Below are 16,146 nucleotides of genomic sequence, written 5' to 3'. Positions count from 1 at the left end.
TTTGTATCAGGCTTTTCGTGAATTGGTATGAGCTTTGGCAGCTTGCAATTTATCCCAGCCGTGAAGAGTCAAAATTACCCCTCGGCTGCGTCGAGCTTTTTGCTGTTTCATACGGTTTAGTCTGTTGAATTCACATTACTAGCCAATTTCAATTCACAGAAAGCTATACAGTTACAGAACAGCATTTAAATGGGTATTATCAATATAAGTAGATTTACGATAGTATTTGAGCTTCAGCAAATCTAATCTGTCTAATCAAACGTGAACTTTCGCCAGTCTGCGCTAGGGTAGAAATGGACACGTAATTTATAAATTTCTGCTTGTGCTTCTCTGCAAACGTCCAGCCGCCTTATTAAGTTTGGCTGTTTTACTTACTTCCCTAACAGCCTGTAGTAACAATCCCACCGCCAAAAGCTTGGAAGAATCTTTGGCGGCTGATTCTCGACTGCAAAACAACCCAGTTGTTTTTGGTGAAACTAATAAAGGCGAACCACAATCAGCACAGAACGCAGCAACAGTCCAGCTTCCTGCGGATTTTCCCAAAGAAATTCCGTTATATTCCAATGCCAAACTTCAGGAGGTTACGCCTGCGAGTGGTTCCAATAATCAAGTATCAACTCGCTGGTTGAGTTCCGACCCCAGCAATTTTATTACCAGCTTTTATCGTAGCCAGTTGCAGGATAATAGCTGGCAAATCTTACAACAACCAGCCGATGATATTGGTACTTTTGAAGCACGACGCAATAATTTGCTATTGAAAGTATCCATTCAAGCTCAATCAGTTACTAATGCTGCACCGAATCAACCACAAACAGCTACTAGTTTAGTAATTGATTATGCGCCTAATAGTGCTGATACGGCGCAATCTACACCAACAACTAATAATAATACGCCTCAACCTGGCAATCCGCAGTTTATTGGCCCAGTAGCACCTAACACTGCAACCACCCAACCAAGCACTACGCCTAATAATTCAACTACCACTGCAACTACAACTACATCTGAAGAATTTTCTGACCTCAACAAAGCGCCACAAGAATTACGTCAACATATCCAAGACTTAGCTGCATTGGGTGTGTTGTCGGTTGAATCTTCAGCAAATAAGGCTAATTCCAGCAACACAAACTTATTTGAACCGGGGAAAATCATCACCCGCCGAATGTATGCGCGTTGGTTAGTTGCTGCTAACAATGCGATGTATCCGAACAATTCTGCCAAGCAGATACGTTTAGCAGCGGAAACTACGCAGCCTGCTTTTAGTGATGTAGCGAAAACAGATGCAGATTTTCCTGCAATTCAGGGACTAGCTGAGGCTGGCTTGATTCCCAGTCCCTTGTCGGGAGACTCAACCACAGTTTTATTTCGTCCAGATGCACCTTTAACACGGGAACAATTGATTTTGTGGAAAGTGCCGTTAGATACTCGCCAAGCTTTGCCTACTGCCACTTTGGATGCGGTTAAACAAACTTGGGGTTTTCAAGATGTTGGGAAAATCGACCCGAAGGCATTACGGGCAATTTTGGCTGATTTCCCCAGTGCTGAACAATCAAATATTCGGCGGGTATTTGGCTATACGACGCTGTTTCAACCGAAAAAACCTGTGACTCGTGCCGAGGCTGCGGCGGCTTTGTGGTATTTTGGCACTGTCGGTGATGGGGTATCAGCGAGTGATGCTTTGAAGTTAAAGCGATCGCCTACATAATACCAATTTTCCATAAAAAGGCACAGAGGATCACTACAACTCTTGCCGTAATCATCTGTAATCCAAAGCAAGGTAAGTAATATCTACCCTGCTAATTTTACTGAGACAAATTTTAAGATACCTTTTTAAAACTCGCGTAATTCTAAAAATACAATAAATGTTTTCAGTATTAGGTGTTGGCTGAACCGGATGCCAGTCATATTAGATAGTATTATTACTTAAATTTACTATGCCTCTGTTCTAATTTACTAGTGCTGTACTATGTAAAATCCCGGTTTAGATGCAGTAAATTTTAATAATTGAATTTTACAAAAATTCTCAACAACCAAGGCTTCAAATAAGCATGAAAAAACAGCTTGTAACAGCAGGATTTGTCTTATTTTCAGTTATTCTTCCTTTGAAGGCTTCAGCTGTTCAATTTACTGGTATTTACGCATTTGGTGATAGTCTTACAGACACAGGTAACGTATACAATTCTGTATCAGCTTTTATTCCGGGTGCAGAGTTTCCGCCGCCTCCATACTTTCCAGGACGTTTTTCTAATGGCCCAGTTTGGATAGACGAACTGGCTGAAAAACTCAACTTAGAATCTCCAACCCCCTTTTTTAAAGTTACTCAAGGTTTTCCACCAATAGATGGCATTAACTTTGCCTTCGGAGGAGCGACTACAACACCTGACAATACCATATCTCTAACTATTCCTGAATTGGCAGGACTCCCAGGTTTACCACAACAGGTTGGAGCATTCCAAAGTTTGCTAAATAATCAGCCTCAAGCTGACCCAAATGCACTTTACATATTGTGGGCTGGAGCAAATGATTACCTACCTACTTTAGGTAGCTTTCAGCCACGTCTCACCCCTAATGAAACTTTAGGGAATTTAGCAGATACATTGCAAGCTCTAGCAGGTTTGGGAGTTAAAAAAGTACTAGTACCTAACCTACCAGATTTAGGGATTACACCAGCAGCCCGCACAGCAGGAGAGTCTCAAAGACTCAGTGAATTAACACTGGCACATAATGCAGGACTAGCGGAACTTATCAAACAGTTTGACCAAAATCCGCTTCTAGATTTAGATGTTATTCCTTTAGATGTCTATTCTCTCTTCAGCAACCCCGCAGCATTAGGGTTTACTGATGCAGAAAATCCTTGTTTAGATTTGAATGCTACACCGCCAACTTTATGTAATAACCCAGAAGATTATTTATTTTGGGATAACCAGCATCCAACAACGACTGCTCATAAAATATTGGGAGATTATGCTTATCAACAGTTAAGACAGTCAGCAACACCTGTTCCCGAACCTTCTGTGTCTTTAGGGTTGTTGACGCTTGGTGCTGTAGTTGCATTCGCTAGACTCAAGCGCCAACAAAAGAAACTGGCTTTCACTCCAACAAGTCAGGTTCTTGACGTACAACCATCTCGTATAAAGGTTGAAAGCTAAACCAACCTAAATTGTGTGAACCAACTTGAGAGTGCGCTATCTCCGCATACTCATGTTTAATGGGGCTAGGTTTGCCAGCGGCCTCAGCCAATAACTGTGCTTGACAAGAGCGCTCCATTGTAATAAACCACCAAACAGCTTCATCAACTGTATGACCAACTGTAAGTAAGCCGTGGTTTTTGAGGATAATGGCTTTGTGTTTGCCAAGGGTTTGGGCTATCCGCTGGCCTTCTTGCGGGTCAAGCACGACACCTGTATAGTCATCAAATAAGCTGTGGTCTTGGTAAAAACTACAAGCATCTTGGGTGAGAGGGTCAAGCAAACGACCAAGACTCGACCAACTTTTACCATAGATAGAATGAGCATGAGCAGCCGCTACAGCATCAGGTCTAGCTGCGTGAATTTGGGAATGTATGGCAAAAGCAGCCCGATTAACTGGGCGATCGCCTATAATAACCTCACCTTCTTGGTTAACTAAAATTAAGTCACTGACGCGAATTAAACCAAAGTGCATTCCAAAAGGGTTCACCCAAAAGTGTTCGGGTGTTTCTGGGTCGCGTGCTGTGATATGACCTGCTATTCCCTCATCAAAACCATAGCGGGAAAATAGGCGTAATGCTGCGGCTAATCGCTGTTTGCGGTGCAGACGTTCTTCTGTAATTGAACTAAATGTTGGTGGTTGGGGTGCGTTGGGCTTTTGTACAGATATTGCTTGCATAATTAAGTCAGCGTGAATATTTATCGTTAGGATAAGGCAGGAAACAGAATAATTTTAGGTTTTGGATAGTAAATTCAACATCCAAAATCCACAGTTTAAAAATGTATGTGCATCTAAAGTACCCTTGGGGTAGCCTGGGAATTTATTTATGGAATATATATAAATTTAAAATCCAAAATCGAAAATTGAATGTGGGATTACGAACAGCTATTTAAGATTATTGAAGAACTAGTCATGCACCATTCCCCTAGTGGTGCAGAAACTGAGATTAACGAATTTTTACTTCAGCAATTTGCCGAGTTGGGAGTAGAAGTTTGGAGCGATCGCGCTGACAATATTATTGCTAAAATTCCTGGAAAAGACCCTAATAAAGCGATCGCAATTACGGCTCATAAAGATGAAATTGGCGCAATTGTCAAAACCATCGGCGATGCAGGTAGAGTAGAAGTTCGCAAACTTGGCGGCGCTTATCCTTGGGTTTACGGTGAAGGTGTTGTTGATTTACTCGGCGATAATGAAACTATTCCCGGTATTCTCAGCTTTGGTTCTCGCCATGTCTCTCACGAATCTCCCCAAAAAGTTCAGCAAGAAGATACACCTGTAAAATGGGAAAATGCCTGGATTGAAACTAAACGCACCACTGCTGAATTAGAAGCCGCAGGTATTCGACCAGGAACCAGAATGGTAGTTGGCAAGCATCGCAAACATCCCATTCGGTTAAATGATCACATTGCCAGTTATACCTTAGATAATAAAGCTTCGGTAGCGATTCTTTTAGCTTTAGCCCAAATATTGAAGCAGCCAGTTTGTAATGTGTATTTAGTCGCCTCAGCCAAAGAAGAAGTCGGCGCAATTGGGGCGTTATTTTTTACCCAAAATCAGCAGTTAGATGCTTTGATTGCTTTAGAAATTTGTCCTTTATCACCGGAATATCCCATTCAAGATGGGGAAAATCCGGTACTGCTGTCTCAAGATGCCTATGGCATATATGATGAAAACTTGAATCTGCAATTGTGCCGTTCTGCCAAGCAATTAGATATATCTGTACAATTAGCCATCATCAGCGGTTTTGGTAGTGATGCCTCAATTGCCATGAAATTTGGTCATGTCGGTCGTGCTGCTTGTTTAGCATTTCCCACACAAAACACCCACGGTTATGAAATTGCTCATTTAGGTGCGATCGCTAACTGTATTAATCTATTAAAAGGCTTTTGTGAAACTCTCACAGAATAAAAGCCGATGACGGGATTTGAACCCGTGGCCTGCTGATTACGAATCAGCTGCTCTACCACTGAGCCACATCGGCATACACGAATAGAGATTATAGCATTATTTACAGATGGTAGAACCAAATCCCAAAACCCGCCTTAATCCAGAACAATATGCCCGTTTAAAAGCAGAAGTAGCAACTCCTTATCGCGGCTTGCGGCAATTTATCTACATTGGTGTGGGTGCTTCTGGTTTTATTGGCGCATTTGTCTTCTTTTTTCGCGTCCTTGCTGGTAGAGAACTTGACAGCGCTTTACCTAATTTGGCATTGCAACTAGGAATAGTAGCTTTGATGGCTTTTTTGTGGCGCTGGGAAAAACGTCCTCAACTACCTAAATAGCCCCTGTATTTGGTGTTTGTTTAGGGTTATAGCTACCGTGGTAAGCTGTGCAGATAAATTTATATATCTATACGTTTTTAACTTTTCTTGACCTTTGGAGATAACATGCAATACAAAGAAAGAAAATATAAAAAAAATATGAGGAAATTAGAAAAACTCAAAATTTTTGAGAAACTAGAAATTGTTCAAACGGGGTCAGCCAATATAAAGATCCTGAAGATAAACACATAATATATAGATAGGGTCAAATAAGGCATAAAGACCCTGGATTTAAGAAAAACTACAAAATCGAAAGCGCCAAGACTAGCAATTTGTTAGTCTTGGCGCTTTTATACTCAGAACTTACGCACAAGGATTGTCTGTTGAGACTGGGTGTGGGGGTGAAAGAGGATCTAAAACTTTTTGCTACAGTTCAGAAGATTTTGAAAACATCCTCTAAGAGTACGATCGCAGTTTTAACCAGTACTATTGAAGTTTAAAGTTGATTAGCTCCTCGTTTTCCAGCCATCTAACGACATCGGCGATATTTGATGTGATACACTAATCCGCGGTGAGCTAGGTCAAAGGAGTCAACAGTTGCCATACCTGCTCCATTCGCAGTCATAGCTGCATTGACACGCATATTTACACTATCGCCACAGCTTGACCACACATCAGCAACAGTCACTAACTGATCTCGAACGTTGTAGTCAGTTTCGCCACGGAATGTCCGAGAGAAAACAGGGCCACGTTGACCAGCAAAAAAGTATTCGGCTCTAAGTCTCCCAGTTGTGCTAGGAGCGACATAGCCACGGTAATCAGCATCATAAAGAGAAATTTGGAATCCTTGAGGCACTTTAATGGGAATGCTCAAGTTACAACTTTTACGCCTTTCTGATGATTTATTTCCTAAAGCAATAAACTGATCAAAGAGAATACTTAACTCTTGACCATCAGGACTCACGTTGACACTAGCAGAACCTTCAGGACAACCGTTACCACCATATCCTGCACCCAGAATCTCAACTTTGTCAGCAGCAAAAGCAGGGCCAACAGAAGCTGTAATTAGTACTGCACCTGCAAAAAAAGCTTTCACAAAGTTGATAGATGTTTTCCTGATATTTTGATTGTTCATAACTCACCTAAATTGAGTGATTAGACATTATTTAGATCCAAATTTGATATTGCATATTTCGGAAAATATTTCTAATAAAATCTGCAATTATTATCTTTAGTTTCTGAAATATAGCAATACAAAATTGATGGTAAATTCTAAAAAAAAATGCCACAAAAAACTTACCACAAGTATTTACAAAAATACTTTTACGAGTACTCACAAACTACTATTTATGAGCAGTATAAATAACTGTATTGCTTGAATTGCAATACTTATCAGACATCATCTTCAAATCTAAAAACAGTAATTAAAGACTATGAATTTTACTTCTAGTCTCATATCTGCTGTCTCCGCAGAAGAATGTCAATTTAATTTTAGAGTTCCATTTATCTGTGGTGATACCAAAAACCTAATTTTTCTGAATTGGTATCATATTTGGCTTGTTTGCATCGACTACACTTTTTTACTATGAGTTCCCAACAATTTCCATCGTCAGGTAACAATTTTCATTACTTAATAATTTAGGATATCTACTACTTATAAAAACAAATAATAATATGTAAATTAGTTTACTAAACGTACACTGCTTGTTGTATAACTCACTTAATTAAAATAATACTTTAGGAATTATTACTGTTAATAATGTAGTAATAAAAATTGCAATTTTTATTTATGACTTACGCAATAAAAGGGTGAAAGAGTGTAGGGGCATAGGGGTGTACTTATGCAAAACCCTTACACCCCATACCCTTACACCCAGTTTCAATAGAAAATTTTACTGAACTGTTACCAAATAAGGTGAGTTAATTGGTTGAGCGCGTCCAGCGTTAACTAGTGCTTGGTAAACAAAAGCCGCGACTTCGGCTCTAGTTGCTTGGCGATTAGGATCAAGCTGTTTAACTGTGGGATAGTTAATCACTAATTGGCGTGAAGTAGCCGCCGCAACTGGGCCAACTGCATAGTTAGGAATTTGCGCCGCATCATTATAGAATCCAATAATATTTTGATTATTGGCAGTTAAGCCTAAACCATTGGCTAACGCAACTAGTGCTTGCACTCTGGGAATTTGTTGCTGTGGTTTAAAACTTCCATCGGGATAGCCGGAGACAAATTGGCTTTGATAAGCAGATTTTATGGCAGCAAAAGCCCAAAAATTGCTAGGAACGTCTTGAAAGTTGATAGCGCTACGTTTAGCTGATGGATTTAAAGCTTTAGTGATAATTGTGGCAAACTGGGCGCGAGTTACAGGTTCATTGGGTTTAAATGTACCATCAGGAAATCCCGCAATAATATTTTGTGAGGCTAAAGCTTCAATATAGCTTTTTGCCCAAAAATTGCTGGGTACATCTTTAAAGGCCACAGCACCGCCGGCTGGTGGTTCAACTGTAGCTGCAACAAAATCTACTTTCCCAAAGATTTTTTTCTGATCAACATCATTACCAACAGCCACGATGGTACTAGTTTTAGTGGCGTTGTTTACGTCATAACGAGTATTACCGCGAATGAGATTACCACCGAGATTTTCATTAGTACCCAGGTTAGGTTCCGCTGTGGTAATGGCGACTACCCCATCTCGCTTATTATTTTGAATGACATTCTTGCGGAGTACAGGTTTAGCGGAGTCGGAAATAAACAACCCGTCTTGGTTTTGGATGATTTGGTTTCCTTCAACTAAAGTTGTGGAAGTACCACCGATCGCCAAACCAAAACCTGTATCCTGAAATAAGTTATTTCTGACTATGCCTTGAGACGCTTTAGCCAGGGAAATCCCATTACCTTTGTTTTGGACAAAGATATTGCCTTCGATGGTCGGATTTCCTGTACCAGTGACAAATATACCTTCTCTACCATTGTTGGTAAAAGTGTTGTTTTGGATAGTGGGATTAGTAGATTCTACCCAAATACCTGTACCACGTTGAGTTGGGTTAATCACAGTGACACCTGCGATCGCACTATCATTATCAGCCAAGATGGTGATTTCTTGTCTGGCAAAAGTCCGGCTAGTGTAAAAACCTGCACCAGTAATAATTACGCCTTGACCTTTGCTTGGTTCATCACCCTGAATTGTCACTCCTGATTTGAGCAACAGCGGAAATGTTTCCCCAGCCTCTTGATTATAAGTTCCAGGCGCAAGCCGAATAACTGTACTTGGTTGAGCTTGAGTCAGAGCGAAGCTAATTGTTTTGTAAGGTGCTGCTGCTGTTGCACCCGCACCTGTATTGTTTTGACCAGTTGTTGGGTTGACATAAATTACCTTTGCCGTTGCTGGTGCTTGCGCCATAACACTGGGCGAAGCGCCACCATTTGCTGTACCCACCAATAATGTAGAACCAGTTGCAGCTACTAACAAAGCTGTCAGCCCGGCTTTTAAGGATAAATTAAATTTAAGGTTTCTTCCAGAAAGAAAATAAATATTTTTTACGGAAGAAAAATGAAAACCTTGATGTTTCATTTTTGTGTCTGTGATCTGCTGAATTATAGTTGGCTAAGAAGGGTTAGATGTAACAGCTAGATAACCGTCCATCCCAAGCAAAACTATAACGGATGACTAGCAAATAATCCTCTAAGTTTCGTAATCAGACACGTAAATAAACAATTTTGCTAGAAACTCTGATTAAAAGGGAACAGGGAACAGACTAGTTTTGAGCGTTTGCGATAGCGTACTAGCAGGATTTAGATTCAAGGGGTTTTGTGCCAGGAGGGAACAGGCAAAAAACTTTTTTAAATCACGAAAGTTACTGTTCCCTACCTCGAAGGGGTTAGTCACAACTTTTACACGCAGGTGGGTTATATCAATTCGTAATTAAGAAAGTCAGATATGGCATGGTTTTTGGGGTTTGAATGTGTTGCCTCATTTTAGAGAATTGGTATTATTGATATGGATTACTAAAGTTAGAGGCGAACGTCTGTACTCTGAGAGAAGGTGAAGCCTACGCCTTTACTGAGATTTGTTCAAAAATTAAATCGGACTGCTATTGTGGTTTTGCTGATGTCACATTGCACGATTAGATAACTTTTTTACATAGAAGAAAGAGTCACTAATGATAAAACTCTCAATTACTAATTTCAAATATGAATTTCATGATGGCTAGTGAAATTTATTTGATTCATCTGCAAGATTGTAATCTTGTCCTACATACGCCAAATAAAATTAGTTTCCATCACTGCTGCACAGTGCTAAACTGAGAAATACATCATCACTTAGGAATATCTAAAAAACAAAAAGCTAACTCTAGCAAATTCAGTTTTACATTGATTCTGGACAACATTCAGTCAAGTTTGTTAGGCTGAAACATAGAAAAAAGCAAAAAATGCCAGTGTTGGATCATACCAAAAACTGGGTATAAACTTGCGTTTTTTGAGAATCGATTATTTCAGTAAAGCTGTTAAGTCTGGTAGCCATTTCCTCAAGTTCTATCAAGAGAATATAAGGAAAGAAGCCCTTAACTCTACTATCAATAAACTCTGAGCATTTGTAAAAGTAAAAAATGCTGCTTTTGGTAATGCGATCGCAGTTATCAAAATAGTAAGTATTTGGCTATGACTGTTTTTGCATTGCAGACAAAAACTTGATAGTAGAAGTGGAGAAAATGCTGTTGTCACAAATTTTGATGTTTTGCGGTGCTGCTCACTAAATCAATTTCCCATACTCTCAAAAACTGTCACAGTCTTGAGAAGGATGAAAAAGTTATATAAGGGTTAACAAGAGAATAAATCTCATTGGCATTCACAAACAACAATTAGTAGGTTGCCAAATTTATACCCATTCATATTATTGAGAGCGCGATTAACTTTGTATTCAGAAATTTTGCCTAAATCCTTACTAAAAGTTGACAAAAAGCAGTACATTTGTGACTGTAGCTGAGTAAACTGCTTAAGTGACGGGGAAGCTGTTCTGAAAAAATCGGCTTGAGACCTATACCCACCGGCTGATAGTTAAGCACAGATTTCATAATTTGACTGGGAGAGTTAATCATTCTCAGTTAAAAGGCTGAGTATTAGCATCTAGTTCATTGAGAGCCGATTGAGTAAAAGTAGCTCAGTTAACCTATTACTGCATCAACTGGCTTTTTAAGTATAAAAGTTTTCATCAGTTAACCCTGATGCTACATTGTGGTCGGACTTAGATAAGCACTTATACTTAGAAGTAAATTGTTGCTTAAGTAGCAAGTTAGCTAAAAAGCAAGCAAAAGGTTAAAAAAGATGTATCTTACATCAAAAACCCAGAGCAGATAGGAGTATGAAAAATCTAAAATAGATATTAAATTGATAAGAACAACGACCATCGACAACTGTTAGTCCATTTTATCTTCTGCAAAGCGTCGCCAGGTTGTTACCAGTGCTGAAACACGATTACATGCAAGTTTCCCAGGATCAGCCTACTTATTTTGAGGCTCCTCTCCAGTTATTGCTGTTTGTCGATGGCAGACCCCAGTCTCGACAACAAGTACAGCGAATACGTGCTTACTTAAAAGAATTGCAGGCAGAATATAACTTTGAGGTTCAAATTATTGATGTCGGGCAACAACCTTATCTCGCAGAACATTTTAAGTTAGTAGCTACGCCAGCATTAATCAAAATCCACCCAGAACCCAAGCAAGTTCTTGCTGGAAGTAATATTATTGCCCAATTAAAAAACTGGTGGCCGCGCTGGCAAACTGCTGTAGATGCTTATTTAAAATTGCAAGAAGATTTGCAAGAACGTCTAGATGACAATGGTCGAGTGTCACCACCCAAATCTACAATTAATTCGGTTGCAGTTTCCGCCGAACTAATCAAGCTCTCAGATGAAATTTTTCATTTGAAACAAGAAAAAGAAAGACTGCAAGAACAGCTACAATTCAAAGACCGAGTAATAGCGATGTTGGCTCACGACCTGCGGAATCCTTTAACCGCTGCGGCGATCGCTATTGAAACCCTTCAAGCTAATTACAATATAGAAGCAGGCGGATTTCAGCGCTTGAAACCAGCAATGGCCGCGCATTTGTTAAAACAAGCTCGGACTCAAGCCAAGATTATTGATCGGTTAATTGCCGATCTATTACAGGTAGGTAGAGGTAACGATAAAGAGTTGCCGATTATACCTCAAAAAATAGAACTAGGACAACTCTGTTTAGAGGTGTTAGAGGAATTGCGCGATCGCTACACAGCTAAATCCCAAACACTAGAAACAGATATACCCTCAGATCTACCCTGCGTCTATGCTGATCCAGAACGCATCCGCCAAGTATTGGTGAACCTCTTAGATAATGCAATTAAATATACACCTTATAGTGGTAAAATTACTGTTGCTGGATTGCACCGCACTACCCAAAAAGTTCAGTTTAGTGTCGGCGACACTGGCCCTGGTATTCCCATCGAAAGTCGTGATCTGATTTTTGAAAATCACTTCCGCCTGCAAAGAGATCAAAGTACAGACGGATATGGTATTGGTCTTTGTTTATGCCAGCGGATTGTGCGATCGCATTACGGCCAGATTTGGGTAGATTCCAGCCCCAACGGTGGCGCATGGTTCCACTTTACATTGCCAGTTTATCCGTTTTAGTACTGAGTCGGGAGTTTTGAGTTAAAAATCATCACCTCTAGGTTTTTTCATTTCAGACTTCAGACTTTACGAACACTGTTTCGCCGCCGATGGGTTGCCAATCGGATGTAAATTGCCTTCCCAAATACTTATATAAATAAAATCACAATTTTGGCGGACAATTTGTACTTTGACAGAACCTAGATCCATACTAAAATCATCTTTCTGACGCTGTTGAATTTGTTTTAGTCCTTGCTGAATTTCGGGAGTGACTTGACCGTTGAGCATTCCTCTTAACGTATTTTGCATTACTTCTGGATTGACTGATTGATTAAAAGCAGCCTCAGTTTGCACTAACCTTCCAGAATTACGGTCAAAGAGATAGCCCAAGTCGATTTGATTGGGAACAACTTTATAAGTAACAGCGCGAGTATTACCCCACAAACCCCTTGAATCTCTACTTTTTCTTCCGAGAGTGGCTTCTACGGTGCTTCTGTTTGTACCTGTAGGAAATGCGGGAACGCTGAGGCCGCTTGTTGTACTTACTTTTTTTTTGTTATCTGGCTTGTCTGGTTGTATTACAGGTGCTTCTCTTGTAGGAATGACAGTAGGTTGAGCCTCTGATCTGGTTGTTGAATTATCTGTATCTGTAATTACAGGCTGGTCATCGGTAATTACTGGAGATTTATTTGCAGAGTTAGAATCTGTAGCGTCATTGTTAGCGGATAAAGGAGCAGAAATTCCTGGCTGCTGTGGGGGTGTGCTAGGTGTCCCCGGAGGTGCTATCGGTGGAGAAGCAGGTTGCTCATTACCTGCTAAAGATGGGGTAGGATCTGCTGGAGACTCGGAGTTTGTAACAATTGGTACTTCGGATGGTTGCGGACGAGTCAAGCGAGAAATTCCAATTCCAGCAATTAAACCAGCCACAATTAACCCACCAAATATCCATATAGGTTTTTGGGGATTTCGTGGTGGAATGCTGGGCGGGGGAGAAACAGCCTGAGTTTGCTGCGTTGATGCCGCTTCAGTTGGCCGAAAATTGATCGTAGGGGATTGAGGAAGATTAGTTGTAGAGTTTAAAGCATAAAGCATTTTACTAGCAGTGCTGTAGCGATCGCTCGCTTGAGGTTTAATAGCCTGATTTAGCACTGTCGCTAGTTGTGGCGAAACAGGCGGTGCTTCATTCTGCCAGAGAATCTCCCCAGTTTGTTGATGAGTAGGTAATTCTGAAGGCTGTTTGCCAGTCAATAAATAAATAGCTGTTAAGCCTAAACTATAAATATCTGTAGCGTAAATTGGTCGTCCAATTGCTTGTTCACTAGGCATATATCCCGGCGTACCAATCACCATAGATTGAGTCGGATATCCAGGTTTACTCATCACTGTGCGAATCGTTTCTTTGACTGCACCGAAATCAATCAAGACAGGCTGACTATCAACAGAGCGCAGAATAATATTATCTGGTTTGATATCGCGGTGAATTATGCCCTTGCTATGTACATAATCTAATATTGATAGCAGACTCAAGAGAATTTCTCTAACTGTAGCTTCACTTTGGCATCCTCTAGTTTCCACAAGATGAGTTAACGTTTCACCGTGAATCCATTCTTGCACCAAATAAAATAATCCATTCTCTGAAAAATAAGCGTGGAGTCTGGGAATTTGGTCACTACTTTCTCCCAAATACTCTAAAGTTGCTGCTTCTCTTTCAAAACGTTGCTGAATCAATTCGTAGGTTTGAGGATCATTAGCGATTGGCTTGAGTTGCTTGATGACACAGCGACGGCGAGAAGGCATGTGAGTATCTTCTGCCAAAAAAGTTTCCCCAAATCCACCAGCACCGAGTACCTGGATAACTTGATAGCGATTATTTAGCAGAATGGATGTCATGAACAGTTCAATATGTCCGCCATATTTAAATGTACATCACGATGTCCAGGCAGATAATGTTCCTGAGTGAGATAACGAGAGTTTATATATACGTCAGTTTACTGAATTGGTCAAGAATTGACTTAAAAATGTTAGATTCTACCAGTTTTCTAAAATGAGGCAACACATTTAAACCCCGAAAGGCGATCGCACCCTTTTTGCCGGAACGAGCGATCGCCATTTTTTTCTTGATTAAATTTCTCTAACTCGTTACCGTTGTTTTATTACCATTTTGATTGTTGACATTAGCAACAATCAACGGTTGCTCAGAACTAGAATTTGATGATTCGCCGCGCCGTTTTTTGTTGCGCTGGTTTTTTGGAACTCCCCCCGCCATACCGTATTCTGCACTGCTTTTGCCAAATCGAGCCGCAACTCCTACCAGCATGTGTTCTGTCATGTCTGCCAACTCGCCCTCAGTTTCTAGCATTTCTCGATATAACTTATCTAGACTGGAAAGAGCAGAGTTGTATAAATTTTCTCTTGTACGCATTTTTTCTATCAGATTTGAGTAGGCAGGTAAAGAAAGTCCATTGCCTAAATCTAAATAAGCATCTATTGAATTTATGCCAGATGCGCGACGTTCTGCTTTTTCTAAAACCTTAGAGCTTCTTTTTTTTCGAGCCATAATATATACCTTTGCATACGGTACGGTAAATATTCTTTACCTTAAATAATATCCGTACTCTTCAGCCTGAGAAAATTCCGGCAAATCTGTAATCACTTTTGCTACACTGCAATATTTTTCATAAGTACGCGATTTACTGAAATGAGAAAGCATTTTGAAATATTGAGCAAGCATCATGAAATTTTGCTTGCGGAAAACACCAAAATGAGTACGCGATTTACTGAAATGAGTAAGCATTTTGAGATATTGAGCAAGCATTATGAGATTTTGCTTGCGGAAAACACCAAAATGAAAAAGCAATATGGCATTTTGAGTAAACGTTTTGGCTAAATGAGAAAGCAATATCGCATTTTGTTAATTAAATTTGTATTTGACATATATAAAACCCCTCTCCAAATCTCTCCCCTTCAAGGAGAGAGGCTTTAAAACCCCCCTTCCCTCGTAGGGAAGGGGGGCAGGGGGGTTAGGTTTTTAAGATTTTGATGTTTACAACAATACTTTCTAAACATCCTCTAATTAAAATCTACTTGATTCAGTTTTATAGAATTTACAACGCAACATTAAAATGGCATTGCCTGTAAAAAAAACCTTGTTTTTGCTTGACAATTCTCAATTATTCGTTGATTGAAAGATACCCGACTTCTTTGAGAAGTCGGGTATCTTTACGCCTCTAGGTTAAAGAAAAAACTTTCATTAAAATCACAAAACATCACAGCACATAGAAGTATATTAAAAAACATACAACGACCTGTGTAAAAATGCTGCTATGCCCAAGAAAATCGCACCTCACCAAAAGCCAAAACAACTTTTAGCAGCATTTACCAGTCGCAGTTTTATTCTCTTGGTTAGTATGATGATATTTGCCAAATCAGATACAGCTACGGCTAGGCATTATGTAGTAAAGATTGCCCAACAGCCGCAGTTAGAGACACAAGATGCAAATCGCACTGCGGCAGAATGTGTTTTTCAAGAAGGTGTGGAACTTTATCAACAAGGAACAGCCGAATCCTTCAAACAAGCGATCGCAAAATTTAAAATTGCCTTGCAGCTATGGCAGAAAGTGGGCGCAGTGAGAGAGCAAGCTGTCACTCTGGGCTATCTTGGTGTTATTTACTCCGTACTAGGAGAAAAACAGCAGGCGCTGCAATTTTACAACCAGTCCTTACCCCTATTTTGGCAAGTCGGGAATAAAGTTGGGGAAGCTGTTACCCTCAACAACATTGGCGCTGTCTACGACGATTTAGGAGACAAACAGCAGGCGCTAAAATTTTACAACCAGTCTTTACCCCTATTTCGGCAAGTCGGGGATAAAGTTAGGGAAGCTGTCACCCTCAACAACATCAGCACTGTTTACTCATATTTGGGAGACAAACAGCAGGCGCTGCAATTTTTAAACCAGTCCCTACCCCTATTTCGGCAAGTCGGCGATAAAGCTCAAGAAGCCACTACCCTCAACAACATTGGCGCTGTCTACGACGATTTGGGAGATAAACAGC

Annotated in this window: 12 protein-coding genes and 1 tRNA gene; 6 read left to right on the top strand and 7 right to left on the bottom strand. The window is 40.2% G+C overall.

The features are described 5' to 3' along the window. Positions 1–322 precede the first annotated feature (322 nt). Both NCWK1_RS23570 and NCWK1_RS23565 read left to right on the top strand, forming a co-directional pair. Complete coding sequence (locus NCWK1_RS23570; protein ID WP_103126386.1) at positions 323–1,702, top strand: S-layer homology domain-containing protein; 1,380 nt, start codon at positions 323–325, stop codon at positions 1,700–1,702. Positions 1,703–2,045: 343 nt separating this feature from the next. Continuing rightward, the gene (locus tag NCWK1_RS23565; RefSeq protein WP_096579106.1) at positions 2,046–3,146 is read left to right on the top strand and encodes an SGNH/GDSL hydrolase family protein; all 1,101 of its coding nucleotides are present in this window, start codon (positions 2,046–2,048) and stop codon (positions 3,144–3,146) included. Here the strand turns inward: NCWK1_RS23565 and NCWK1_RS23560 are convergent. After that, positions 3,088–3,864 carry a class II aldolase/adducin family protein gene (locus NCWK1_RS23560; RefSeq protein WP_096579108.1) on the bottom strand — a complete coding sequence of 259 codons (777 nt, stop codon included), beginning with the start codon at positions 3,862–3,864 and terminating at the stop codon, positions 3,088–3,090. The two genes, NCWK1_RS23565 and NCWK1_RS23560, sit on opposite strands and share 59 nt — an antisense overlap. Before the next feature lie 189 nt (positions 3,865–4,053). On the opposite strand from NCWK1_RS23560, the gene NCWK1_RS23555 reads away from it, so the two are divergent. Continuing rightward, complete coding sequence (locus NCWK1_RS23555) at positions 4,054–5,097, top strand: M42 family metallopeptidase (protein WP_103126385.1); 1,044 nt, start codon at positions 4,054–4,056, stop codon at positions 5,095–5,097. Between the two features lies 1 nt (position 5,098). On the opposite strand, the gene NCWK1_RS23550 is transcribed toward NCWK1_RS23555, so the two are convergent. Further along, positions 5,099–5,170 (bottom strand) — tRNA-Thr (locus tag NCWK1_RS23550). A 33-nt stretch (positions 5,171–5,203) separates the two neighbouring features. Here NCWK1_RS23550 and NCWK1_RS23545 point away from each other — a divergent pair. Then, the gene (locus tag NCWK1_RS23545) at positions 5,204–5,473 is read left to right on the top strand and encodes a DUF3493 domain-containing protein (protein ID WP_103126384.1); all 270 of its coding nucleotides are present in this window, start codon (positions 5,204–5,206) and stop codon (positions 5,471–5,473) included. 508 nt (positions 5,474–5,981) lie between these two features. On the opposite strand, the gene NCWK1_RS23540 is transcribed toward NCWK1_RS23545, so the two are convergent. Then, positions 5,982–6,587 carry a DUF4360 domain-containing protein gene (locus NCWK1_RS23540; RefSeq protein ID WP_096579114.1) on the bottom strand — a complete coding sequence of 202 codons (606 nt, stop codon included), beginning with the start codon at positions 6,585–6,587 and terminating at the stop codon, positions 5,982–5,984. Between the two features lie 757 nt (positions 6,588–7,344). Beyond that, positions 7,345–9,021, bottom strand: coding sequence for a DUF1565 domain-containing protein (locus NCWK1_RS23535; RefSeq protein WP_103126383.1), 1,677 nt, complete (start codon positions 9,019–9,021; stop codon positions 7,345–7,347). A 1,887-nt stretch (positions 9,022–10,908) separates the two neighbouring features. Here NCWK1_RS23535 and NCWK1_RS23530 point away from each other — a divergent pair. Then, positions 10,909–12,114, top strand: a complete 1,206-nt coding sequence (locus NCWK1_RS23530) for a histidine kinase (RefSeq protein ID WP_187308227.1) — start codon at positions 10,909–10,911, stop codon at positions 12,112–12,114. A gap of 66 nt (positions 12,115–12,180) precedes the next feature. Here the strand turns inward: NCWK1_RS23530 and NCWK1_RS23525 are convergent, their stop codons facing one another. From NCWK1_RS23525 to NCWK1_RS29725, 3 genes are all read right to left on the bottom strand, one after another. Beyond that, on the bottom strand, positions 12,181–13,983 hold the full coding sequence (locus tag NCWK1_RS23525) for a serine/threonine protein kinase (RefSeq protein ID WP_103126381.1): 1,803 nt from the start codon (positions 13,981–13,983) through the stop codon (positions 12,181–12,183). 241 nt (positions 13,984–14,224) lie between these two features. Next, entirely contained in the window at positions 14,225–14,650 is a 426-nt protein-coding gene (locus NCWK1_RS23520; protein WP_103126380.1) for a hypothetical protein, read from the bottom strand. A 36-nt stretch (positions 14,651–14,686) separates the two neighbouring features. After that, a complete protein-coding gene (locus tag NCWK1_RS29725; RefSeq protein WP_187308225.1) occupies positions 14,687–14,908 on the bottom strand; it encodes a hypothetical protein in 222 nt (73 codons plus the stop codon). A 508-nt stretch (positions 14,909–15,416) separates the two neighbouring features. Between NCWK1_RS29725 and NCWK1_RS23510 the strand changes: the two genes are divergently transcribed. Beyond that, the coding region (locus tag NCWK1_RS23510) for a tetratricopeptide repeat protein (protein WP_146034031.1) at positions 15,417–16,146 on the top strand (730 nt) is incomplete at its 3' end.

The sequence above is a fragment of the Nostoc cycadae WK-1 genome (genome assembly GCF_002897135.1).
Lineage (GTDB): Bacteria > Cyanobacteriota > Cyanobacteriia > Cyanobacteriales > Nostocaceae > Nostoc_B.
Note: the sequence above shows the minus strand (reverse complement) of the source record. Positions and strands in the feature narration are given on the sequence as shown.

Bases quoted from the DNA above. Each gene is read 5' to 3' on its own strand.
- NCWK1_RS23555 (WP_103126385.1), top strand. From the start codon at position 4,054: ATGTGGGATTACGAACAGCTATTTAAGATTATTGAAGAACTAGTCATG.
- NCWK1_RS23565 (WP_096579106.1), top strand. From the start codon at position 2,046: ATGAAAAAACAGCTTGTAACAGCAGGATTTGTCTTATTTTCAGTTATT.
- NCWK1_RS23540 (WP_096579114.1), bottom strand. From the start codon at position 6,587: ATGAACAATCAAAATATCAGGAAAACATCTATCAACTTTGTGAAAGCT.
- NCWK1_RS29725 (WP_187308225.1), bottom strand. From the start codon at position 14,908: ATGCTTGCTCAATATCTCAAAATGCTTACTCATTTCAGTAAATCGCGT.
- NCWK1_RS23535 (WP_103126383.1), bottom strand. From the start codon at position 9,021: ATGAAACATCAAGGTTTTCATTTTTCTTCCGTAAAAAATATTTATTTT.
- NCWK1_RS23520 (WP_103126380.1), bottom strand. From the start codon at position 14,650: ATGGCTCGAAAAAAAAGAAGCTCTAAGGTTTTAGAAAAAGCAGAACGT.
- NCWK1_RS23525 (WP_103126381.1), bottom strand. From the start codon at position 13,983: ATGACATCCATTCTGCTAAATAATCGCTATCAAGTTATCCAGGTACTC.
- NCWK1_RS23560 (WP_096579108.1), bottom strand. From the start codon at position 3,864: ATGCAAGCAATATCTGTACAAAAGCCCAACGCACCCCAACCACCAACA.
- NCWK1_RS23545 (WP_103126384.1), top strand. From the start codon at position 5,204: ATGGTAGAACCAAATCCCAAAACCCGCCTTAATCCAGAACAATATGCC.